The organism is Streptomyces sp. NBC_00483 (genome assembly GCF_036013745.1).
Taxonomy (GTDB): Bacteria; Actinomycetota; Actinomycetes; order Streptomycetales; family Streptomycetaceae; genus Streptomyces.
The window spans coordinates 8,510,237-8,531,745 of the sequence record NZ_CP107880.1; the positions used below are offsets into that span (position 1 = coordinate 8,510,237).

The 21,509-nt window shown below is 69.1% G+C and carries 18 protein-coding genes and 4 pseudogenes; 8 read left to right on the plus strand and 14 right to left on the minus strand.

Annotated features, from left to right (window positions below; genetic code table 11):
• The first annotated feature begins 89 nt into the window (after window positions 1-89).
• Window positions 90-2,144, plus strand: coding sequence for a glycoside hydrolase family 6 protein (locus OHA73_RS37965; RefSeq protein WP_327658601.1), 2,055 nt, complete (start codon window positions 90-92; stop codon window positions 2,142-2,144).
• A gap of 204 nt (window positions 2,145-2,348) precedes the next feature.
• Window positions 2,349-2,528: pseudogene (locus OHA73_RS37970) on the plus strand (transposase); the annotation flags it as partial.
• 290 nt (window positions 2,529-2,818) lie between these two features.
• Here the strand turns inward: OHA73_RS37970 and OHA73_RS37975 are convergent.
• Window positions 2,819-3,274 carry a MarR family winged helix-turn-helix transcriptional regulator gene (locus OHA73_RS37975; RefSeq protein WP_327657379.1) on the minus strand — a complete coding sequence of 152 codons (456 nt, stop codon included), beginning with the start codon at window positions 3,272-3,274 and terminating at the stop codon, window positions 2,819-2,821.
• Between the two features lie 72 nt (window positions 3,275-3,346).
• On the opposite strand from OHA73_RS37975, the gene OHA73_RS37980 reads away from it, so the two are divergent.
• Window positions 3,347-4,147, plus strand: coding sequence for an SDR family NAD(P)-dependent oxidoreductase (locus OHA73_RS37980; RefSeq protein ID WP_327657380.1), 801 nt, complete (start codon window positions 3,347-3,349; stop codon window positions 4,145-4,147).
• A 363-nt stretch (window positions 4,148-4,510) separates the two neighbouring features.
• Window positions 4,511-4,900, plus strand: a pseudogene (locus OHA73_RS37985) (MFS transporter); the annotation flags it as partial.
• A gap of 92 nt (window positions 4,901-4,992) precedes the next feature.
• Here the strand turns inward: OHA73_RS37985 and OHA73_RS37990 are convergent.
• Window positions 4,993-5,664, minus strand: coding sequence for a TetR/AcrR family transcriptional regulator (locus tag OHA73_RS37990; protein WP_327657381.1), 672 nt, complete (start codon window positions 5,662-5,664; stop codon window positions 4,993-4,995).
• 160 nt (window positions 5,665-5,824) lie between these two features.
• Between OHA73_RS37990 and OHA73_RS37995 the strand changes: the two genes are divergently transcribed.
• The gene (locus tag OHA73_RS37995; RefSeq protein WP_327657382.1) at window positions 5,825-7,075 is read left to right on the plus strand and encodes an FAD-dependent oxidoreductase; all 1,251 of its coding nucleotides are present in this window, start codon (window positions 5,825-5,827) and stop codon (window positions 7,073-7,075) included.
• A gap of 16 nt (window positions 7,076-7,091) precedes the next feature.
• On the opposite strand, the gene OHA73_RS38000 is transcribed toward OHA73_RS37995, so the two are convergent.
• From OHA73_RS38000 to OHA73_RS38015, 4 genes are all read right to left on the minus strand, one after another.
• Window positions 7,092-8,420 (minus strand): ROK family protein, encoded by a 1,329-nt coding sequence (locus OHA73_RS38000; RefSeq protein WP_327657383.1) that lies wholly within the window; start codon window positions 8,418-8,420, stop codon window positions 7,092-7,094.
• Between the two features lie 125 nt (window positions 8,421-8,545).
• Window positions 8,546-9,469 carry a sugar phosphate isomerase/epimerase family protein gene (locus tag OHA73_RS38005; RefSeq protein ID WP_327657384.1) on the minus strand — a complete coding sequence of 308 codons (924 nt, stop codon included), beginning with the start codon at window positions 9,467-9,469 and terminating at the stop codon, window positions 8,546-8,548.
• The gene (locus OHA73_RS38010; RefSeq protein ID WP_327657385.1) at window positions 9,466-9,864 is read right to left on the minus strand and encodes a C-glycoside deglycosidase beta subunit domain-containing protein; all 399 of its coding nucleotides are present in this window, start codon (window positions 9,862-9,864) and stop codon (window positions 9,466-9,468) included. Before OHA73_RS38010 ends, OHA73_RS38005 begins: the two co-directional genes overlap by 4 nt.
• A 48-nt stretch (window positions 9,865-9,912) precedes the next feature.
• The gene (locus tag OHA73_RS38015; RefSeq protein WP_327657386.1) at window positions 9,913-11,460 is read right to left on the minus strand and encodes a GMC oxidoreductase; all 1,548 of its coding nucleotides are present in this window, start codon (window positions 11,458-11,460) and stop codon (window positions 9,913-9,915) included.
• 209 nt (window positions 11,461-11,669) lie between these two features.
• On the opposite strand from OHA73_RS38015, the gene OHA73_RS38020 reads away from it, so the two are divergent.
• Entirely contained in the window at window positions 11,670-13,112 is a 1,443-nt protein-coding gene (locus tag OHA73_RS38020; protein WP_327657387.1) for an MFS transporter, read from the plus strand.
• 103 nt (window positions 13,113-13,215) lie between these two features.
• On the opposite strand, the gene OHA73_RS38025 is transcribed toward OHA73_RS38020, so the two are convergent.
• Window positions 13,216-13,575, minus strand: coding sequence for a hypothetical protein (locus OHA73_RS38025; protein WP_266723095.1), 360 nt, complete (start codon window positions 13,573-13,575; stop codon window positions 13,216-13,218).
• A gap of 989 nt (window positions 13,576-14,564) precedes the next feature.
• Here OHA73_RS38025 and OHA73_RS38030 point away from each other — a divergent pair.
• Window positions 14,565-14,900, plus strand: coding sequence for a MerR family transcriptional regulator (locus OHA73_RS38030; RefSeq protein WP_266723099.1), 336 nt, complete (start codon window positions 14,565-14,567; stop codon window positions 14,898-14,900).
• A gap of 179 nt (window positions 14,901-15,079) precedes the next feature.
• Here the strand turns inward: OHA73_RS38030 and OHA73_RS38035 are convergent, their stop codons facing one another.
• The 4 genes and pseudogenes from OHA73_RS38035 to OHA73_RS38050 all read right to left on the minus strand — a co-directional run bounded on the left by OHA73_RS38035 (window position 15,080) and on the right by OHA73_RS38050 (window position 17,765).
• Complete coding sequence (locus OHA73_RS38035; RefSeq protein ID WP_267068188.1) at window positions 15,080-15,388, minus strand: SCO5918 family protein; 309 nt, start codon at window positions 15,386-15,388, stop codon at window positions 15,080-15,082.
• A gap of 63 nt (window positions 15,389-15,451) precedes the next feature.
• A pseudogene (locus OHA73_RS38040) lies at window positions 15,452-15,727 on the minus strand (CBS domain-containing protein); the annotation flags it as partial.
• A 53-nt stretch (window positions 15,728-15,780) separates the two neighbouring features.
• The gene (locus OHA73_RS38045; RefSeq protein ID WP_267068186.1) at window positions 15,781-17,262 is read right to left on the minus strand and encodes a DEAD/DEAH box helicase; all 1,482 of its coding nucleotides are present in this window, start codon (window positions 17,260-17,262) and stop codon (window positions 15,781-15,783) included.
• A gap of 299 nt (window positions 17,263-17,561) precedes the next feature.
• Entirely contained in the window at window positions 17,562-17,765 is a 204-nt protein-coding gene (locus OHA73_RS38050; protein WP_266723107.1) for a cold-shock protein, read from the minus strand.
• 445 nt (window positions 17,766-18,210) lie between these two features.
• Between OHA73_RS38050 and OHA73_RS45855 the strand changes: the two are divergent.
• Window positions 18,211-18,627, plus strand: a pseudogene (locus tag OHA73_RS45855) (transposase); the annotation flags it as partial.
• A gap of 100 nt (window positions 18,628-18,727) precedes the next feature.
• Here OHA73_RS45855 and OHA73_RS38055 read toward each other — a convergent pair.
• The 3 genes from OHA73_RS38055 to OHA73_RS38065 form a co-directional block, all read right to left on the minus strand.
• The gene (locus OHA73_RS38055) at window positions 18,728-19,141 is read right to left on the minus strand and encodes a hypothetical protein (protein ID WP_266723109.1); all 414 of its coding nucleotides are present in this window, start codon (window positions 19,139-19,141) and stop codon (window positions 18,728-18,730) included.
• A 414-nt stretch (window positions 19,142-19,555) separates the two neighbouring features.
• Window positions 19,556-20,698, minus strand: a complete 1,143-nt coding sequence (locus OHA73_RS38060) for a Gfo/Idh/MocA family protein (RefSeq protein ID WP_327657388.1) — start codon at window positions 20,696-20,698, stop codon at window positions 19,556-19,558.
• Entirely contained in the window at window positions 20,695-21,492 is a 798-nt protein-coding gene (locus OHA73_RS38065) for a ThuA domain-containing protein (RefSeq protein ID WP_266723113.1), read from the minus strand. Before OHA73_RS38065 ends, OHA73_RS38060 begins: the two co-directional genes overlap by 4 nt.
• Window positions 21,493-21,509: the final 17 nt, after the last annotated feature.

Sequence of the window (21,509 nt, forward strand, 5' to 3'; positions counted from 1 at the left end):
AGGAACACCACACAACGATGAACACCACCACGCACCTCAGACGCAAGAGCCGCTTCAGGAGGCTCGCGGCGCTGCTGCCTGCGCTCGCCATGGGAGCCGCGCTCAGCGTCGCGCTGCCTACCGCACCGGCCTCGGCGGCCGCGGCGGCCCGGGTCGACAACCCGTACGTGGGCGCCAAGCCGTACGTCAACCCGGACTGGTCCGCCAAGGCGAAGGCCGAGCCCGGCGGCTCCGTCATCGCCGACGAGCCCAGCTTCGTCTGGATGGACCGGATCGCCGCGATCACCGGCACCTCCAACGGCCGTGGCCTGCGCGCCCACCTCGACCACGCGCTGACGCAGGGCGCCACGCTCTTCCAGGTCGTCATCTACGACCTGCCGGGCCGCGACTGCTCGGCGCTCGCCTCCAACGGCGAGCTGAAGGCGGAGGAGCTCGACCGGTACAAGTCGGAGTACATCGACCCGATCGCGGCGATCCTCGCCGACCCGAAGTACGCGGCACTGCGGATCTCCGCGCTGATCGAGCCGGACTCGCTGCCCAACATGGTCACCAACGCGGGCAGCGCGGCCGGCGCCACGGACGCCTGCCGGCACGTGAAGGAAGTGGGGTCGTACGAGAAGGGCGTCGGCTACGCGCTGAACAAGCTCGGCGACATCCCCAACGTCTACAACTACATCGACGCGGGCCACCACGGCTGGCTCGGCTGGGACACCAACTTCGACCCGGCAGTCGACGAGTTCAAGAAGGCCGCCACCTCCGAGGGCGCGACGGTCGACGACGTCGCCGGCTTCATCGTCAACACCGCCAACTACGGTGCGCTGCACGAGCCGAACTTCAAGGTCACCGACTCGGTGAACGGCACCACCGTGCGCCAGTCCAAGTGGGTCGACTGGAACTACTACGTCGACGAGCTGGGCTTCGCCCAGGCGCTGCGTGAGCGCCTGGTCAGCCGCGGCGGCTTCAACTCCGGCCTCGGCATGCTCATCGACACCGCCCGCAACGGCTGGGGCGGCACCGCACGGCCCACCGGCCCCGGCCCGCAGACCTCCGCCGACGCCTACGTCGACGGCGGCAGGGTGGACCGCCGCATCCACACCGGCAACTGGTGCAACCAGCAGGGAGCCGGAGTCGGCGAACGCCCGCAGACCGCGCCCGAGCCGGGCATCGACGCGTACGTGTGGGCCAAGCCCCCGGGCGAGTCGGACGGCAACAGCCAGCCCATCGACAACGACGAGGGCAAGGGCTTCGACCGGATGTGCGACCCGACCTACGAGGGCAACGCACGCAACGGCAACAATCCGACCGGCGCCATGGCCGACGCCCCGCTGGCCGGCCGCTGGTTCTCCGCACAGTTCCAGATGCTGCTGACCAACGCCTACCCGCCGCTGAACGGCGGCGGCGACCCGGGCCCCGACACCGAGGCGCCGAGCGTCCCGGCGGGGCTGAAGACGACGGGCGCCACCTCGTCGTCGGTGTCACTGTCCTGGACCGCTTCGACGGACAACGTGGGCGTCGCGTCGTACGACGTGTACCGCAACGGGACCCTCGTCGGCTCCACCGGCGGCACGACGTACACCGACAGCGCTCTGACCGCCTCCACCACCTACCAGTACAAGGTGCGGGCGCGGGACGCCGCCGGGAACGCCTCGGCCCAGTCCGCGCAGGTCGCCGGCACGACGACTTCGGGGGGTGGGTCGGGCACCGGCAATCTGAAGGTGCAGTACAAGACGAGCGATACGGGCCTGACGGACAACGCCATCGGGATGAACCTGAAGGTGGTCAACACCGGTAGTAGTGCGCAGAGTCTCAAGGACGTCGAGATCCGCTACTGGTTCGACGACTCGGCCTCCTCGTACACGACGTGGTGCGATTGGGCGCAGATCGGCTGCTCGAACCTGACCCACTCGGTGTCGACGAACGGCACGGCGACCGGGGCCAATCGCTACCTGAAGGTCAACGTCACCGGCGGCACGCTCGCCGCGGGTGCCTCGACCGGCGACATCCAGTTGCGGCTGCACCGGGCCGACTGGTCGAACCTCAACGAGGCCGACGACTACAGCCACGGCACCGCGAGTTCGTACACGGACGCCCCGAAGATCGGCGTCTACTCCGGCGGCCAACTCCTGTGGGGCACCGCCCCGTAACTGAGTGTTTGACGCTGATTCACGGCGATAGATTGCGGTTTGATGGCCCGGCCAGATCGAGGCTGAGGGGCCGGTGAGGTGAGGGGCTGCGATGTGGCGGGAGAGGGCTGTTCCATTCCAGCACCTCCCGTCTCGTCCCACCTCGCCTCGTGTCCCTGGCCTTTACCCCTGGTCGGGCCGTTCGCCGCGCGGTACACCGGAAACATGACCCCGCGCGACGGGTATCCCGGCGAACTGTCCGACGAATGCCGGATGTTGATCGAACCGGACCTCACCGCCTGGCGGACCCGGCGCCGCCGCGACGCCCTGGACATCGGCCGCCCACCCGAACACGACCTGCGGCAGATCATGAACGCCATCCTGTACGTGGACCGCACCGACATCAGGCTGGAGAGTGCGGCCGGCCAGAACCGGTCGGCGGGTTCGTAGTGGACCGGGCCGGTGATCTGACGCGGGAACACCGCATTCTCGTGGCGGAGGACAAGCAACTCGGCGTCCTTCGAGGTGTCGCGGCGTAGCAGCACCGCGGGGCGGACAGCAGCTTGCGGGCCACCTTGTACAGCATCGAGAGGATCACGGCGGACATGGTCCCAGCCGGGGCCGCTCTACCATTCCACCTGCGGCGATGACTTTGCGAGCCCCACAGGTGTGGAGTTCCGGGGCCGGAACCGGTGTCATGCCTTCCGAGCTACGTCAGCCACCTGGTCGAGCAGTCCTCGCAGCTGTGCCGCCTCCTTCCGGTCCAGCCCGTCGGTGATCTGCCGCTCGATGTCGGCGATCACCCTGTCTGCCGCGCGCAGCACGTCCCGCCCGGCATCGGTGAGGTGCAACTCCTGTACGTGGCGGTGGCGGGGGTGTTCGCGTCGCTCCAGCAATCCGCGGCCCTCCAAGCGGGTCACCAGTGAGGCGACGGCCTGGGGGGTGACGTTGAGCCGGCGGGCCAGCTCGGCGCCGGTCAGTCCGGGTTCGGAGTGCACCGATATCAGGAGCATGTAGTGCGAGGCAGCCAGGCCCAGCGGGCGCAACCGCTGTTCCTTGAGTGTCTGGACAGCCAGTTCCGCGCGGCGCAACGCCCAGGTAATCCGGTCGAGGGCGTTCGGCCCGACGGGGTCCTCATCGTGTCGTGTCACTCGACAAGGCTATGACACTTCATAGCCATCAAGCGTTTGACATTGGTTCAACGCTTGAGGATGGCGGCTTGCATGACTCGTACCCTTGCTCTGATCACTGGCGCTTCCTCCGGGATCGGTGCCGCTTACGCCCGGCTCCTGGCGGACGACCACGACCTCGTCCTGGTGGCGCGACGAGGGGACCGCCTCGCCGACCTCGCCGAGGAACTGCGCGCCTGTGGGGCGGCCGTCGAGGTGCTGCCCGCCGACCTTGCGTCCCACGACGGCATCGCCGTTGTCACCGACCGGCTGGCCACCGGGGACGTGGGCATGCTGATCAGCAATGCCGGCGCCGGCGGCTACGCACCGCTCACCGAAGTCGAGCCGGCCGACATCGAGGCGCTGCTCACCCTCAACGCCGTGGCCCCCATCCGGTTGGTCCGCGCCGCGCTTCCCGGAATGCTCGCGGCGGGCGAGGGCTCGATCATCACCGTCGCCTCGCTGCTCGCTTTCAGCGCGGGCCTCACGGACCCGCGGGCGCCCCGGCGCACCCTGTACGTCGCCGCGAAGGCCGCCACCTTGGGATTTACCCGCACCCTCGCCACCGAGATCGCAGACACCCCGGTCCGCGTCCAGGTTGTGTGTCCGGGTGTCGTGGCGACGGAATGGAACAGCGGCGCAGGCCACAACATCCCCTGGGCGATGACGCCTGAGGACGTCGCGTCGGCCAGCTTGACCGGCCTACGCCTGGGTGAGACCGTCTGCGCGCCTGGTCTGGAGGGGCAGGACTCCGCCCTGGCGGAGCTGCTCGCCGCGGAGGCCGCTTTCGTCACGGGCGGCAACCAGTCCGCTCTCGCCGCCCGCTACGCGCAAGCGGTCGCTGATCGCCTTTGACGGTCATTCCGAGGTCAGGTTAATAGGCGCTGACTGCAGACCGCGAACATCGTGAGCAGGTCCTTCGGGAGAGGGGTGTGGCGCGAGGTCTTGAGGATCTTGGCGCGCGCCAAGTCCGTGCGCAGTCACGCCGTGTCCACATTGATGCCCGCGGTCCATACCGAGCCGGACACGGCCGACCACGACGCGATGACCCGGCTCGACACGGCCGCTCAGCACTTTTCCTCCGGCCCGGGTGCCGCTGCCGAAGGCGCCTGAACGGGCTCGAACGCGGCCGGGTCGAGCAGCACCATCGCGTCGTGCTCGGGGGTGCCTGGCTCGGCGATCGGCGCTCTCCTGTACGTCCACGACCGGGCGGAGCAGCGCAACCGCGGCGGCGCGTACCTCTCCGTGGGCCTGGCCATGGTCGGCATGTTCGGCCAGTTCCTGTTCCTGACCTACTTCCTGCAACTGAACCTGGGCTACTCGCCGGTGGTCACCGGCATCGCCTTCCTGCCGCTGGTCGTCTGCCTGGTCATCGGCTCCACACAGTTCAGCACCCGTCTGGTCAACCGCGTCCCGGCACGGTGGCTGATGGGCCCCGGCTTCCTGCTCGCCGCCATCGGCATGCTGCTCCTGATCCGACCGATGGTCGACAGCTCCTACGCCGCCCACGTCCTGCCCGCCGAGATCCTGATCGGCATGGGCACGGCCACCATGCCCGGCATGAACCTGGCCACCGCCCGGATCCGCCCGCAGACCGCGGGTGTGGCCTGGCTCCGCCGACGGCGAGGTCACTGATGAGCAGACCGAGGGCCTCGTCACCGCGGGCTCCTGACACACCATGAAGTCGATGAGGTGGTGTCTCACTGCACCGAGGCGGCCGGGGACGGGGCCAGCAGGCTACGGCCGGCCGTCAGGGCGAGGTGGGCGGTGAAGGTGTCCTGGTCCACCGCCTCGGTGGCGAAGTCCGCGCCGTGGGCGGTGCGGACGACGCATGCGGAGAAGATCGTGGCGAAGCACTGGCGTGCGGCCGTCTCCGGATCGGGGTGGGTGATCTCGTCGCGGACGCCGAGCAGAAGCGCGGTGAAGGTATCGGCGAGGGTGTGGACGTGGGACCGGCCGCGGCGCAGTACTTCGGGGTGGGCGCCGGACAGCAGGAGAACGGGCTTGAGGAAGGCCGCGTGTCGCCTGAAGAGATCCGTCAGTTGAGCGACGGCAGCGGTGATCAACTCGTCCGCGGGCATGCCCCGCCAGCGGTCCGGGTTACGGAAGGGCTGCTGGTCGGCGACGATGCGGGCGATGCCGTGCTCGTAGACGGCGAGGAAGAGCGCGTCCTTGTTGGTGGTGCGGTCGTACAGCGCCCGGGGAGCGACCTGCGCCTTTTCGCAGAGGGCCGCGATGGTGAACGCCTCGTAGCCGCCCTCCTCGACGAGTGAGACACCTGCGTCCAGGATGCGGGCCCACGCGCGGCGGGTGCGCTCCTGGCGCGGCTCGCGGATCTCCAGGTCGTCGGTGCGCCGTTCGGTGGTGGACATGCGGGCCATTCTCGCTCCTGCTCCCGTACTGCCGAACTCACGGCCTCCTGGCGGAAAACCTGCCCGTACCCATTGACACATGGCCCGGTCCGGCCGATCTAATGTCCCCGGAACAGAAACCGTATCGCGCACTACGCTTTTGGTCATCGGGAGACGCTATATGCCGCACACCCCTTCCGCCGCAGGCCGACCGGGCCGGGTCGCCGTTGTCGGCGCCGGGCCCGCCGGTATGGCCGCCGCACTCTCCGCCCACCAGGCGGGCCATGAGGTCACGCTCTTCGAGCGGCACGCCCAGACCCGGCCGGCCGGCAACATCCTGAATCTGTGGCCCGCGCCCATCAAAGCCCTCGGCCTGCTCGGCGTGGACATCGAGGACCTCGGAGCCCCCTGTCAGAGCGAGTTCCGCAATGTGCGCGGCAAGCGGCGGGTACGGGTCCGGCTGCCCGAACATGTGGTGCGTGACTATGGGGGCGGCTTCATCGGTCTGCTCCGCCCCGACCTGTACGAGCGGCTGCTGGCCGCGCTCCCGCCGGGCGTGCTGCGCACCGGCCACACGGTGGAGAAAGTCGAGCAGGACGACCAAACGGCCCGGCTGTACATGGACGACGGAACCGTGCACGAGGCCGACGTCCTGATCGGTGCCGACGGGATCAACTCCCTTGTCCGCCGCACCCTTTGGGGCGACTCGCCCATCCGGCCGCACCATCTGCAGCTCTACGGGGGCTACACCCTCGCCGATACCGTCTCCGCGCCCAAGGGGCTGTGCGTGCTGACCCACAGCCCCACCGTTCAGGGCGCCTGGACCGCCATCCGCAGCAAGGGCCGTGACGGCTTCCAGTGGTGGGTGCTCAGCGCCCACGACATCGACCGCCCGGTGCCGGACGATCTGCACGGCGCCGCCGCCCGCCTCGCCCGCGGCTTCCCCGACCCGCTGCCGCAGCTCATCGCCGCCACCGACCCCGCCCATGTGCAGAGCTGGCCGCTGCGGGACCGTAAGCCGCTGAAGCAGTGGTCGAAGGGCCGGGTCACTCTGATCGGCGATGCCGCCCACCCCACCTCCCCGTACGCCGCCTACGGAGCCGGGATGGCGACCGAGGACGGCTACTTCCTCGGCCGGCGCCTCGCGGGTGTCGACCTCACCGATGGGGCGGCCGTACGCCGGGCTCTCGACGCCTTCGAGGCGCCGCGCAAGCCGCACACCGCCCGGCAGTCGCAGACGGCTTGGGCGCTCGGCAAGGTGTTCCACCACGCGCCGGCTCTGCTACGTCCGCTGCGCGACGCCGTCCTCGACCACACGCCGCTGCTCCAGAAGGTCGTCGGGGAGGGAACGCCGGGGGAGATCCTCAAGCAGTTGGAGGAGATCGAACGGACCGAGCGGGCCTTCACCGCCGCACGGGGTGACGCACGCTGAACTCCGCGCGGACAGCTCAGGTGAGTTCGGCCGAGAGCCGTTGAAGGGTGGTGGCGTGGCCGAGGGGGGTGCCGCTCTCCACCCAGTGGGTGAGCGGTCCCGTGGCGAAGAGCCCCGAAGCGGCGAGGAGGCCGGCGCCGGTGACACCTTCGAGATGGTCGAGGGACGCGGCGCGCACGGTCAGGCCGGCGGTGACGAGTCGGATGCACCGCGCGCGCACCGTCGACGAGACGAGGTCGACGAACCGGGGGCCGGTGCGCAGCACGCCGCCGCCCAGGACGAGGACTCCGGGGTTGCAGAAGTTGACCAGGTTGGCGATGACGTCGGCGACCAGATGGGACCGCTTGTCGATCATCTCCAGGGCCAGCGCGTCGCCGGTGACCGCGGCCGCGCCGATCTCGCCGAGGGTCAGCCGGCCTGTCCGCTCCAGCGTCTTGGTGAGGTAGGGGCTCTCCGTCACCCGGCGGTGGGACTCCTCGAGCATGGACCAGCCGCTCGCGACGGCTTCCAGGCAGCCGGTCTGCCCGCACCGGCAGACTGCTGACGGGTCGTCGGTGACGTGCGTGTGGCCGATGTCGCCGGCCGCTCCGCGGTCTCCTCGCAGCAGGCGGCCGCCGTTGACCAGGCCCGCTCCGATGCCCGTGCCGACCTTGATGAACAGCATGTCGCGGCCGTCGCGCGGGGTTCCGCACGTCCACTCGCCCAGGGCCATCAGGTTCACGTCGTTGTCGACCCAGACCGGCGCGTCGTAGTGCTCGCGCAACCAGGACCGGACACTGAAGCCGTCCCAGCCGGGCATGATCGGCGGCGCCACCAGGCGGCCGGTGGCGAACTCCACCGGTCCCGGCACCCCGATCCCGATGGCCCACGGCCTGCCGAGCCCGGTCTTGAGGGCCAGGGCGGAGAACGCCGACTGCACGCGCTCCATCGTGGGCCGGGGTCCGACCTCGACGTCCCAGTCCTCGTGGTGCGAGGCGATGACGGCGCCGGAGAGGTCCATGATCGCGACGGTGAACTCGGATGCGCCCATGACCGCGGCGTAGAGGTGTCCCGCTCCGGCCCGGAAGCGCAGGGTCCGTGCCTGCCGGCCACCGGACGACGCGGCCAGCTCACCGTCCTCGACGAGGCCCAGTGCGAGGGCCTGGTCGACGCGCTGGGTGACGACCTTGCGGCTGAGACCGGTGGCGGTGACCAGCTCGGGCCGGGTCGTCGCGCGGCCGGAGCGGACGAGGTTGACGACGATCGCGAGGGGCGCCGCTTCGAGCGGCGGCAGGGTGGCGGCAGGGGAGAACGGCATCGGCTGTCCCGGTGGCGGAGCGCTGCCGATCGGGACCGGGCGGTCCATGTCTTCCCCGTTCGTCGTTCCGCGTTCGCCGTCAGGGCGGTTGCCTTTGACGCGATGTTACGACAGCGCCGATGCGCCCCGAGGGCGGTGTCGCGGTGGCACCGCCGGCGGGGAGTCGACTGGTGTCAGTGCTCTCTGGCCTCGCGCTCCAGCTTCCGCAGCAGCGCGTGCTGGCGGCGGACCTGTTCGAGCGAGCGGTAGGGGATCCGGTCGCCTTCGTACTCGCTGGAGAGGTAGCCGGTGTAGCCGTGCTCGACGAGTGTCGTGACGATCTCCTGCCACGGGATGTGCGGATCGGTGAGGTCTTCGGTGATGTCGAAGAACTTCGCCTGGACGAAGGCGACATACGGCAGCACCGCCACCAGATCCGCCATCGGGACGGCCAAGGGGCGGCGCCATCCGGCCTCTTGGGCCTCCTCGTCGAGCCCGGCGTGATGTGCGTCGGTCGCGGCGCGCTGGAAGACGCCGGTGTCGATGAGCAGCCGGAAGTGGTCGGTCCCGGTGCGCTCGATGAACGCGAGGTAGTCGTCGACGACTTCGTGCTTGATGGGGGTGGGCGCGTGGATCTCGGGGCAGATGACGATGCCGAGTTCGGCCGCGCGGTCCAGTACGCGCTCGATGACCGCCTCCCAGATGGGGTGCGGCTTGAGGTCCATCGAGATCACGCCGATCTTGGGGCGCAGGGTGGTGAAGCCGAGGGCTGAGGCCAGTTCCAGATCCCGGCGGAGGATGGTGACACCCTCGTCGACCGTCAGGTCGCGGTGCTGCCACATGCGTGAGTCGATCCAGGACCCGTAGTTGGTGGGGGTGAGACTGTGGCGCTCCAGGCCGGTGTGCCAGTCGTCGATCCACCGGGTGCTCGGCGTGGGGTAGCCGCTGATGTTGCCCTCGCCGAGAATTTCGATGCCACTCGCGCCGAGGTCGGCGATCTCGGCCATGGCGTCGTCGAGGGTGAGCAGGGTGTTGATGTCTCCGGTGTAGCTGTAGAGGGAGACGCCGTACTTCAAGGTGTCGTGTCCGCTGTTGAGGGTGTCGTGTCCGCGCGTCACAGGAGCGTGACCTTTCGCTCGGCGTGGAAGACCGAGGGTTGGAACTCGGCCGGGATGTACGGGGCTTGGAGGGCGATGTCGACCTCGAGGAGGTGCACGCCCGCGGGCAGGCCGCCGAGGTGGGGGACGGTGATGGTGGCCGGCTCGTCGAGCTGCCAGCGGACATCGGTCGAGGTGCGCAGTTCGGCGCAGGTGAACTCGCGGCCCTGCAGCGTCCACCGTGGTGTCTCGCGGTCCCAGCGCAGGTCGCCGACCTGTACGGAGACACCTTCGATGAGGCTGCCCCACAGTCCTCGGTAGTTGGGCATCCGCAGGCGGAACTGGAAGCCGATGGTCTCCCCGTCGGCGTCGACGTTGCGTACGCCGCGGTTCTGGATGATGTCCCGGTCGAGCATGAAGCCTCCGGTGGTACGGATCGGGCAGGGGCGGTGAGGGCGGTGAGGTCAGCTTTCGGCGGCAGCGATGCTGCGCGCGCCACCGACGGCCAGGGCGACCGAGGTCAGGGTCGGGTTGCAGGCTGTGGCGGTGGGGATGACGCCGTTGCCGGCGACGAACAGGCCGCGTACGCACCAGACTTGGCTGCTCGGGTCGCAGACCGAGGTGCCGTCGTCGGTGGCGCCCATCCGGACGGTGCCCTGGTAGTGCAGGGAGGCGCCGGGCGGGAAGAGGAGGGGCGGGGTGTCGTCGAGGGGCTCGCCGAGGGCGGCGGCCGCGTGCAGGATCTCGGTCCGGGCACCGTCGATGGCCCCGTGGTCCGCCTCGGTGAGCCGGTAGTGGATGTCCATCGCCGGCATCCCGTAGCCGTCCAACTCGTCGTCCCGGAAGGCGATCCGGTCCTCGGCGTGCAGATCCTTGGCGCAGAACCAGCCGAGCCCGACGACGGAGCCGGGTGCCAGGTCGTCGTCGGCCAGGGGTACCGGTGAGGCGTCCAGCTGCATGACCTGGCCGTGGTACGGGTGGGTGTCGGTGAAGGGCACCCAGGCCACGCCGCTGCTGGCCGTGACACCCACGTCGTCGTCCGGGGTGGGAGGGAGATCCGGCAGGTCCCGCATGCGCACGGCGTACACGAGCTGCGGCTGGTCGTTGAGGTAGCGCCCGAGGGCGGTTGGGCGGATGCCGGACGCGTACAGCAGTTGCGGGGTGCGCAGGCTGTCGCCGGCCACCACGACGTAGCGGGCCGCGACCTGGTGTTCGGTGCCCGTACGCCGGTCACGGACCCGCACGCCGCGCACGGCTTGCCCGTCCTGCCCGTCCTTGGCCAGTAGCACCTGGGTCACCAGTGCTTCCGCGTGCAGCGAGAAGTTGGGGTTGGTCCGGGTGGCGTCACCGAACACCATGTCCGCGCCACACCAGAGGAGTTGGCCGTCCGGTGTGCGACGCACGGCCATCGGCATCGGCTGGATCTGCCGGTCCCCGGCGCGGTCGTGGTCGAGGGCCACCGAAAGGCGCTTGCGGACCTCGTCGGCGAACGGCGCGTCGGCCAGCACGTCGGCGGAGACAGCGAGCAGCCGCTCGGCCTCGCCCAGCCAGTCGGTCAACTCCGGTAGAAAATCGATGACTTCGCTGTCTCCGGGGCGCGGACACGCTCCGGTCCAGTGCGCGCCCATACCGCCGACGTTGCTCGACATCGCTGCGGCGGGCAGTCCGTCCGCGGAGGCACGCTGCCGTGACTTCTCCAGCAGGAAGGTCCCCGGACGCTGCAGTGTCGGCTGGTCACTGGCGTAGTCGTCCATGGTGTCGGTCGACACGGCCTCGGCGATCGGGCGGGGCCCCTCGGAGGCACGCTGGGCGCGGGCCCGCTGCTCGGGATCGGCGATGTTCTTCACGTGCGTACCCGGCGGGTCGCTGATCAGCGGACCGGCCTCGAAGACGGCGAGTCTCAGCTGCGGCGCGAGTTCGCTCAGGGCGCGGGCGTAGGCGGCTCCGGCCGGGCCACTGCCGACGATCGCGACATCGACCTCGTCGGGGAATCCACTGGCAGAACGGGGCATCCGGGCCTCCTCTGTCTGACGCATTCACAGGCGCTCAACTTAAGTGCCTATGGGACCTAAGGCAAGAGTGATCACGTGATGGCCCGCGAAGTGTCGGTTGAAGTGCTGCGCCCGAGCGGTTCTGTCCGAAGCGTTGACTTAGGTCCGCGAGGCACACAAGATGCGCTGCAAGCCATCCAGGCAATGACGCTGAGGTGAAGGACTCGATGATGAGCACCAGGCAGCCCAGAACGCCCGGCAGGGACTCCGTTCAACCGGACCCCGCCCGAGACGATGGCGTAGCCGGTGTGCCGCTCGGCGCGGCGGACGACCCGCGCGCGGTGCGCCGCAGTGAACGGGCAGCCTTCGCCCTCGGGGACGTGGCGTCCAACCTGACGTGGACCACGATCTCCAGCTACCTGCTCTTCTTCTACACCGACGTCGCCGGAATCGTGGCGGGGGCCGCCGGCACGCTGATGCTGATCGCGCGGCTGCTCGACGCCTTCTTCGATCCGGCGGTCGGCCTGGTCGTCGACCGTACGACCTCGCGGTGGGGGCGCGCCCGGCCCTACCTTCTGTTCGGTGCGCCGCTGCTCGGCGCGCTGACCCTGCTGACGTTCCTCACGCCGGGCGGCGGCGGTACAGCCGCGATCGTCTACGCGTACGTCACGTTCGTGCTCGTCGGGCTGGCGTACTCGCTGGTCAACGTCCCGTATGGGGCGCTCATGGCCATGGCCACGCGGGACTCCGGGACGCGGATGCAGCTGGCGGGGATGCGCTCGTTCGGTGTCGGCATCGGCCTGATCGTGGTCTCCACCGCGACGCAGCCGCTGATCGGTCTGTTCGGTGGCTCGTCGACCTCACGGTCAGGGTTCGCCTGGACCATGGCGCTGTACGCCGCGATCGGCATGATCCTCTTCTGGGCCGTGTTCGGCCTCGTCAAGGAGCGGGTCCCGGCCGCTCCGATCGCCGAGGAGGGGGCCGGAATCCGGGTCTCCATCAAGGCGCTGGCACGCAACCGGCCCTGGATGACGGTCTTTTCGTTCTCGATCCTGTCGTTCGCGCGGCTCGGCATCATCACCGGTGGCGCCGTCTACTTCGCTCTCCACGTCCTGCACAAGCCGTCGGCCGTCCCGGTCATCCTGCTCGCGTTCTCGCTGTCCGCGGTGCTCGGGTCCCTGGTCACCGCGAAAACCCTGCGGCTGCTGGGGCAGCGCCGGGGCATCCTGCTGGGCCTCATGGGGTGCATCGTCCTCAGCGGTCTGCTGTTCTTCCTGCGCGACAACCTCATCGCGTTCACCGTGGTGTTCTTCGTCGCCAACCTCGTCGGAGGCCTGGGTTTCGTCGCCGGCCCCGCGCTGGTGGCCGACACGGCGGAGTGGCACGAGTGGCGCAGCCGGCGCCGCGACGAGGGGCTGCTGTTCGCCGGCTACAGCATGAGCACGAAGATCGGCGCCGCCCTCGGGTCGGCCTGTCTCGCCTGGGGGCTGTCGGGCATCAACTACCGCCCCGGCGCTGTCACTTCCGACGTGAGCGACGGCATCGCCCTGCTGTTCATCGGCCTGCCCATCCTCGTCGCGGCGCTCCAGGCCGCGGTGATCGCCACGTACTCGCTGGAAGCGAAACTGCCCGGCGTCAAGGCGGACAACCTCCGCCTCCGCGAGGGGCGTTAGTCGGCGTGTGACATGTCGAACTCGCCGTGCCGCTAACGCAGTTGGTCAACGTAGAGATTGACGGCGTCCACACAGCTGTTCAACACCAACGTGCTCTGGTTGTTCAGTGGTCGGAATAGCTGAAGTCGCCCACGGTCCAGGCTTTGACGTCTTCAATCGCGACGCGGTACATGCCGCCGGTTTCCGGGATCCCCACCGTGCCCTGCAGGATCCGGGCGACGTGGAAGTGCAGATGCGTGGGCGGTCCGTTCTTCTCCGCGGCGGTATCGAAGATGACGGAGAACTCTCCCAGGTCGGTGGAGTCCGTCAGGACCTCCGCGACACGCTGGCGCCACACTTTTTCGGGGGCCAGCCGACCGGTGATGACAGCGCCACCGGTCACGACGGTCAGGGACATCTGATTGCTCTGCCCGGTCTCCACCAGGGCGGCCATGGCAACGAGCAGCTCATCATGCTTCGACATGGGCGAGATTGTATTCGCCGACGCTCGGGCTGCTGCAACGTTGGTGCTACCGGGCGAGACGCGCGCTCACGGTCTTGCCGCCTGAGGCCGGGCGGGTGACCGCGGTGGTTGCGGGCGAGGCGGTTGACCACCTTGCGCCCCGGAAGGCGGCCCGAAAACCAGGCGATGAACGCCTCGCTCCCACCCGCCGCCATCGGTCGAGGTCGATTGCCTCACTGGCGAACATCCAGAAATCTATGTCGGCCGGAGTAGACATTGGGTGGTGGTGTGGTTATGGTTTCTCTCGTAGCCGAGATCGAGCAAGCCCGGCAGGGATGAACTGCCGGGGAAGCAGTACCCGCAGTTGCAGTTCGCAGGACGGTGCGGTGGTGGAGTTTCGAAGCCAGGTTTGTTGCAGGACGGCGACGGGACTGACGACCGGACCGGGTGGCCCGCAGTGATCAGGGGCCACCGTGAGCAGTACCGCAGTAGCAGTACCGGCAAGTGCAGTACCCAGCAGTGCAGTTGAGTGAGCAGCACCTCGGTGAAGGCGTCGGCTGCGGACGCGCGCACTGGGAAGTTCGACAGTGGGGTTCTAAGCCGGAGCAGATGCAGGACGGGCGACGGGGCTGGCTGTCGAAGAGTGGCGCTACCGCAGGCCACTGAGCAGTACGCATCACCAGCAGTATCAGCAGTAAGCAGGAGAGCAGTACCGGCAGTTGGTAAGTGTTTGATCCCAGAGGGAAGAAACGGAGGAGCCGAGCGCCATCAGGATCGCCCGGGTGGATGTCTTGAGCCCGGGTACCGCAGGACATCGATAGTGAGGTGGTCTCCGGTCAAGCAACCGCGATCCCCGCATCCCCGACATCTTCCAGGTCGGGTCGGCGGACACAGAGGGCCGGTGCAGTATCAGGGCCGGCAGATGGTGTAGCAGTTCCTTCGGGGCCCGGGTGCCGTTCGGCACCCGGGCCCCTCGACGCGTTCCACACAGAGAACACAGAGAGGTGCAAGTGACAGCAGACGATTCGTTCGGCCGTCTCGACGACGACGACTACCCCGCCTACACCATGGGCCGGGCCACCGAGATACTCGGCACCACCCAGGGCTTCCTCCGCGCCATCGGCGAAGCCCGCCTCATCACCCCGCTGCGCTCCGAGGGCGGCCACCGCCGCTACTCCCGCTACCAGCTGCGCATCGCCGCCCGCGCCCGGGAACTCGTCGACCAGGGCACCCCCATCGAAGCCGCCTGCCGCATCATCATCCTCGAAGACCAACTCGAAGAGGCCCAGCGCATCAACGCCGAATACCGCGCCGCAGGATCAGGCGACCAGATGGCCGGGACTTGAGAGGACCGGAACCTGCAACTCTCTGCGGGAGCTTCGCGGTTACGGCCCCCGCATGTTGCTTGGACGCGCCGCCGGGGTGCGGTGTCCCAGGGACATCGCCTGTAGAGGCTGTCGTCCGCCGGGAGTGTCCGACGCTGTGCCAGTCCAGGCACATGACAGGCTCGCGCCTGCCCCGCCGATCAGGCGGGCGCGGGGGCGCCCAGCATGACGGAAGCCCGCTGGAGCGGACTGATGCCGGGCGCGGGCGCGGCCGCGGGCAGAGTCCGGCAGGTGAAGCCGAGCCGGGCCATGGCGCGGAGGACTTCGCCCGCGCTGAAGTCCCGGCGGTCCTGGCGGGTGATGACCTGGCCGACCTGTTTGGCGGGGTAGTGGCGGCGCCCGATGATCACGGACTCACCGGTGACCGGCTCGGGCTTGATGCCCTTCATCGTTTCCAGCACCCCGCTCTTGGTCAGGTCGAACGGGAAGCGGGCGATGACACAGCGCATGAGACCTCACAAGAAGAAGGGCAATCGTGGGGAGCTGGTTCAGCGGGCTAGAGCGAGGGCGAGGCCGCCGTCGCCGAGGTCGCGCAGGCGGATCCGATCCGTGTACGCGGAGCCGTCACGGACAGCCGTGAGCTTGGCCCGGGTGACCAGACCGGTGCGTCGGCCGTCCTGGTCGCAGACGAGCAGGTGCCCGACGCGGGCGCCGGCCATCACGGACAGGGCGACCTCGACCGTCATGTCGTCCCAGACCCGCGGCCCGGCTTCGTCAACGGTGTCGCCCAAGGTCGCGCGCACGGGGCCGCCGCTCATCGGGCGGGACTGCATCTGTACCAGCGTCAAAAGGTGCCTCCGGCAAAGGTTGGCCAGTGTTCTGATCACGAAGGTCTCTGGGCTCAGGCGGCCGCGTCGGCAGCAGCCCGCTGCGGCGCGGAGGTGCGTCGTGCCGCGGAAGCGGGGCGGCGACGGCCGCGGGAGGCGGTGCCGCGCTTGGGGCGTTCGGTGACCGGCGCGGTGATGACGACCGGGATGCCCGAGGGGGCCTGGGCTCCGGTGATGCGGTGCAGTTCCTGCTCGCCGGAGCGGACCTGGGTGATCTGGGGGCGGATCCCGGCGTCAGACATGAGGCGGATCATGCCGCGGCGCTGATTGGGGGTGACCAGGGTGACGACGCTGCCGGACTCACCGGCACGGGCGGTGCGGCCGCCGCGGTGCAGGTAGTCCTTGTGGTCGGTCGGCGGATCGACGTTGACGACGAGGTCGAGGTTGTCGACGTGGATGCCGCGGGCGGCGACGTTGGTGGCCACGAGCACGGTGACGTGCCCGGTCTTGAACTGCGTCAGGGTGCGGGTGCGCTGGGGCTGGGACTTGCCGCCGTGCAGCGCGGCGGCCCGTACACCGCTGTTGAGCAGGTCCTGGGTCAGCCGGTCGACGGCGTGCTTGGTGTCCAGGAACATGATCACGCGGCCGTCGCGGGCGGCGATCTCGGTGGTGGCCGTGTGCTTGTCGGCGCCGTGGACGTGCAGCACGTGGTGCTCCATCGTCGTGACCGCACCGGCCGAGGGGTCCACCGAGTGGACGACCGGGTCCGTCAGGTAGCGGCGCACCAGCAGGTCCACGTTGCGGTCCAGCGTCGCGGAGAACAGCATGCGCTGCCCCTCGGGGCGCACCTGGTCCAGGAGTGCGGTGACCTGCGGCATGAATCCCATGTCGGCCATCTGGTCTGCCTCGTCCAACACCGTGATGCCCACCTGGTTCAGGCGGCAGTCGCCACGGTCGATGAGGTCCTTGAGCCGGCCCGGGGTCGCCACGACGACCTCGGCCCCACCGCGCAGCGCGCTGGCCTGCCTGCCGATCGACATGCCGCCCACGACCGTGGTCAGGCGAAGCCTGACAGCGCGGGCGTACGGAGTGAGTGCGTCGGTCACCTGCTGGGCGAGCTCGCGGGTGGGGACCAGGATCAGCCCCAGCGGCTGGCGGGGCTCGGCGCGCTGCCCGGCGGTCCGGGAGAGCAGGGCGAGGCCGAAGGCGAGGGTCTTGCCGGAGCCGGTGCGCCCGCGGCCGAGGACGTCACGGCCCGCGAGGGAGTTCGGCAGCGTCGCGCCCTGGATCGGGAAGGGGGCGGCCACACCCTGCCTGCCGAGTTCGGCCAGCAGCGGCGCGGGCATGCCGAGTTCGGCGAAGCCGTCGACGGCGGGCAGAGCCGGGGTGATCGTCTTGGGGAGCGCGAACTCACCCTGCACGGCGGCGGGCCGACGGCCGTAGCCACCGGACCGGGCCGGCCCACCGGACCTGCTCCGGTTTCCGGCACCGGAATTGGCACCGCCACCGCCGTTACGGGTGCGGGCGAATCGGTCGTTTGTACGTGTGCGGTTCATGCGGAACCTTCCTTGATGCGGTGCATATCAAGGAATTCTTCCGGCGATGAACGGCGCGGAGAATCACGAGAAATGGACCGACGGTAAAAGCGAAAGCGGATCTGGCCGGCTGGTAATCCATGCGGGCGCAGGCGCTGAAAACGAGTGACGCGAAGAGAAAATCTCACCCGGAGCGTCGACTGCAGATATGGACGGATGTTATCCGAATCGCCCGCAGGTCGAATCACTGCGGGAAATGCCTGTAGCTGGGGCCCGCACCCCGAAGGATGCGGGCCCCAGCTACAAAGTACGCGTCAGCGTCAGGCGGGAACGATGTTCTCGGCCGTCGGGCCCTTCTGGCCCTGCGCGATGTCGAAGTTCACCTTCTGGCCTTCGAGCAGCTCGCGGAAGCCCTGGCCGGCGATGTTCGAGTAGTGGGCGAACACGTCAGCGCCGCCACCCTCCTGCTCGATGAAGCCGAAACCCTTTTCCGCGTTGAACCACTTCACGGTGCCAGTAGTCATGTCAATCTCCTTTGGGGCAGTACAACGGATATCCGCACTGCGCGGACACCGTGTCGCCGCGATGATTACCCCGCCCGGAAATGACCGGTAATACAAAAGTGCCCCCACCGCAGTATGCGGCCAGGAGCACTTGAAGTTTTCGGGAACCACAACTGCAACTGAGACGACAGTAGCACGCCATAGCGGCCCGCGGGTACGAACTAATCCCGCTCTACTCATTGCGCTAAAAACTCTCCCTGCCCGGATCGTTAAACCCTCACTTCGCGAACACAGACATTGGTTTGCCGAGCGCAGCGATTCGGAAGAGTGCCGGATGCCTGTTGCCGGGTTAACCGGTTTTGCCGCCACGCCAGGGTCAATGGCGTCTGGCGGCTACCGCCTCCACGCATCGACGCGGTCGTGCGCTCCCGGCGTGAGGACGGTCGGGTGTGCGTACGAGCCGGCCATGGCGCAGATCCGGGCCCCCGGCCGGTCGGCAGGCCGTGGACGGAGGCTCACTAGACGATGCGCGCCATCATGGTCGGGGTGGCGTGCGCCGCATCCGTGCCCGGTTTGTTACCGGCGGCTCCCCGTCCTATGGGGTGGCAAAAGGGGCGCCGACACCGGTCCGTCACCGGTCGACCGGCGGAAGACGGGTAGCAAGCACCACTTGATCTGTGACGGCCGCGGCACCCCGCTCAAAGTCATCAGCACCGCCGCGACCGTCAACGACATCACCCAGACCCTCGCGCTCGTCGACGGCATCCCGCCCGTCGCAGGACGTCCAGGCCGGCCAAGGAGACGCCCGGACGCCCTACTCGGTGACAAGGGCTACGAGTCGAACCCGAACCGGGCCGCACTTCGCAAGCGGAAGTTCCTGCCGGTCATCTCCCGAAAAGGCTGCCTGCAGTCTCATCTGCCGGCGCCGACTCAAGAAGACCCAACCATGACCGTATTGCGGGCCCGGACTCGACCCGTGGGATCTACGGGTCGGTGGCCTTGGCGAGCACCAGAGTCGGCGGCCCATCCGGATCGGGCTGGATCTCCACCTCCGGCTGGCTTCTCACGTAGAGCTGGAGGTCGCCGATCTTGCCGAGGCCACCGTTCTTGGTTTCCAGGTAGACGAAGTCGCTGGACTCCTCGTTGGCAACGAACTCCCATTCGCCACTGAAGTCGAGGGGGTCGGTACCTCCACTCCCCGTGGCTTCGTTTGCCGAGATGTCCGTGGCGGTGAACGTCTTGTCAGGGTTGAGGAGGACCTTGCCGCCAGTTTTGTCGTTGAGGTACACGCCGGGCAGCTCGTCGGGGTCGACCTGGGCCGCGCACCCTGAGATGAGTACCGCAGAGGCGGTCAACGCGGCGACGAGCCACCGCCCGCCCATCCCCCTGATGATCACGGACTCAGCATAACGGCATCACGAACAGCCGAACCGTCCCACTGGGCACACCGAACCAGGACACCTCAACAAGATCGTGTTCCGAGCTCCATGGGGCCATGCGAAATTTTGACCCCAGTTCCGAATTTGGGTGGGTGGTGTGCGGCCTTTTGGTGGTGGCCGTTGGGGGCTGCGGTGCCCCCGTTACCGAGCGGGGGCACCGGGACCCGGGGCTGACGCTTCGTCAAGCCCGTCGTCCGGTCAACATCCGTACGGGAGCCCACTCGTGATGCTCGATCGCGCCCAACTCGAGCGCCGGCGCCACTCCGTGCGCACCGCACCGCACCCCACTGACACCCTGCCGTCGGCAACGGTGACATCGCCATGACGGCCGACCTGTCGGGTTTGCAGACCTTCCTCGACCCCCGCCCGCCGCTACCCCGGCACGGCAGTCGTCCCGCTCAGTGCGGACCGCGGCGAGCCCCACTCCCGCAGTCGCGCCCCGACCCGGTCGTCCCGTTCATCGCGTACCGCCTCCTCGTAGGCCTTGGCCAGTACGTCGTCGATCAGGACACGCCGCCCCGCGCGGGCCGACTCGACCGCTGCCTCGACCATCGCGAGGCTGAGGATGTTCTCGTGGACCTCGCCCATCGGCACCGTGCCGGTGCGCAGGGCCGCCGTGAACACCTCGAGGGCGCCCGCGATGCCGTCAGGGGTGCGGACCGGGTCCAGAGGCGGGGCGGCCGGCGGGTCGGTCGTCGGGGGCGTCTCGCCGTCCCATAGGACTGTTCCCTTTTCGCCGGAGAGCCGCCAGCGGCCGTTCCAGGACGTCTCGTCGCCGCCCTGGCACCAGCTGCCGTGGTACGTGTAGCGCACGCCGCCGGCGAATTCGAAGACAGCGCTCGCCGCCGCGTCGCCCGCGTACCAGCTCCAGGGCGGGTTGTACGACTCGCAGTAGACCGCCACCGGTTCCGCGCCGATCAGGAAGCGGGCCGTGTCGAAGGGGTGGACCGCCATGTCCACCAGGAGCGGGTACGCCATGGCGTCGCGGAAACCGCCGAAGCGGGGCGCTCGGTAGAACTCCGTGGTCACGCCGCCGAGTTGGCCGAGGCGTTCCGTCACCTCCGACCGTAGTGCGAACACCTGTGGGTTCCAGCGCCGCGACTGGCTGACCATGAACAGCTCGCCGGTCACCTCCGCGGCCGCCGCGAGGGAGAGCGCGGACGCGACCGTGGGGGCCACCGGCTTCTCGCCGAGGACGGGAAGCCCGGCCGCGAGCGCGGCGGTCGTGACCGGGTGATGGGCCGCGGGGACGGTGACGTTCACGATCGCCTGCGCACCGGTCTCCACCGCGAGTCGCACCGCGTCCGCGCCGACCGGCAGGTCCCGGCGTCCCGTCTCGCGCGCCGCGTCCCGCGCCGCCTCCAGGTCGAGGTCGACGATGCCGACGAGCGCGGCCGTCGGCGAAGCGGCTAGCGCCCGGAGCCACGCGCGTCCCATCCCGCCGGCGCCGACCAGGAGCACGCGCAGCGGATCCTCGGGGCCGTTCGCGATGATCCGGTGGCTCATGTGGCTCATGACAGCGGCCCCTGGTACGAGCCGCCCTTGAAGAACTCGCCGGTGTCGTAGCGGAGCAGCTCCGGGTACGCCCGCTCCACCGGGCGGTCCGTGCGCGCCCATTGCACGCCGTTCGCGATGACCTTGCGGACGTGCTTGTGGTGGTACGTCGGGAAGTCCTGGTCGCCGGGGCGGAAGTAGAAGATCTTGCCGTGGCCGCGCCGGAAGGTGCAGCCGCTGCGGAAGACCTCGCCACCGCTGAACGACGACACGAAGACCAGCTCGTCGGGGGCCGGGATGTCGAAGTACTCGCCGTACATCTCGTCCTCGGGAATCTCGATGGGGTGCGGCACCCCTTGCGCGATCGGGTGCGTCGGGTCGACGGTCCAGATCAGCTCGCGGTCGTGCTCGCTGCGCCAGCGCAGGGTGCAGCTGGTGCCCATCAGCTTGGTGAAGATCTTCGACCAGTGCCCGGAGTGCAGCACGATCAGCCCCATGCCGGACAGAACGTGCCGGTGCACCCGCTCGACGACCGCGTCGCTGACGTCACCATGTGCGGCGTGCCCCCACCAGGTCAGCACGTCGGTGGCGGCGAGGACCTCCTCGGTGAGGCCGTGCTCGGGCTCGTCCAGGGTGGCGGTGCGCACGGTGCAGCCGTCGCCGAGGTTCTCGCGGATGCCGTCGGCGATGGTGGCGTGCATGCCGTCCGGGTAGATCTTCGCGACGTGCTCCTCGGTCTGCTCGTGGCGGTTCTCGCCCCAGACGGTCACACGGATCGGGGCGTTGTCCTGAGAAGAAGACTGGGATGGAGACATGTGGTGAATCACCTTTC

Excerpts from the sequence above, each read along its gene's own strand:
- OHA73_RS37965 (WP_327658601.1), top strand. The coding sequence starts at position 90 with ATGGGAGCCGCGCTCAGCGTCGCGCTGCCTACCGCACCGGCCTCGGCG.
- OHA73_RS37980 (WP_327657380.1), top strand. The coding sequence starts at position 3,347 with ATGACTCGTACCCTTGCTCTGATCACTGGCGCTTCCTCCGGGATCGGT.
- OHA73_RS37990 (WP_327657381.1), bottom strand. The coding sequence starts at position 5,664 with ATGTCCACCACCGAACGGCGCACCGACGACCTGGAGATCCGCGAGCCG.
- OHA73_RS37995 (WP_327657382.1), top strand. The coding sequence starts at position 5,825 with ATGCCGCACACCCCTTCCGCCGCAGGCCGACCGGGCCGGGTCGCCGTT.
- OHA73_RS38000 (WP_327657383.1), bottom strand. The coding sequence starts at position 8,420 with ATGGACCGCCCGGTCCCGATCGGCAGCGCTCCGCCACCGGGACAGCCG.
- OHA73_RS38010 (WP_327657385.1), bottom strand. The coding sequence starts at position 9,864 with ATGCTCGACCGGGACATCATCCAGAACCGCGGCGTACGCAACGTCGAC.
- OHA73_RS38015 (WP_327657386.1), bottom strand. The coding sequence starts at position 11,460 with ATGCCCCGTTCTGCCAGTGGATTCCCCGACGAGGTCGATGTCGCGATC.
- OHA73_RS38020 (WP_327657387.1), top strand. The coding sequence starts at position 11,670 with ATGAGCACCAGGCAGCCCAGAACGCCCGGCAGGGACTCCGTTCAACCG.
- OHA73_RS38025 (WP_266723095.1), bottom strand. The coding sequence starts at position 13,575 with ATGTCGAAGCATGATGAGCTGCTCGTTGCCATGGCCGCCCTGGTGGAG.
- OHA73_RS38035 (WP_267068188.1), bottom strand. The coding sequence starts at position 15,388 with ATGCGCTGTGTCATCGCCCGCTTCCCGTTCGACCTGACCAAGAGCGGG.
- OHA73_RS38045 (WP_267068186.1), bottom strand. The coding sequence starts at position 17,262 with ATGAACCGCACACGTACAAACGACCGATTCGCCCGCACCCGTAACGGC.
- OHA73_RS38050 (WP_266723107.1), bottom strand. The coding sequence starts at position 17,765 with ATGACTACTGGCACCGTGAAGTGGTTCAACGCGGAAAAGGGTTTCGGC.
- OHA73_RS38060 (WP_327657388.1), bottom strand. The coding sequence starts at position 20,698 with ATGAGCCACATGAGCCACCGGATCATCGCGAACGGCCCCGAGGATCCG.
- OHA73_RS38065 (WP_266723113.1), bottom strand. The coding sequence starts at position 21,492 with ATGTCTCCATCCCAGTCTTCTTCTCAGGACAACGCCCCGATCCGTGTG.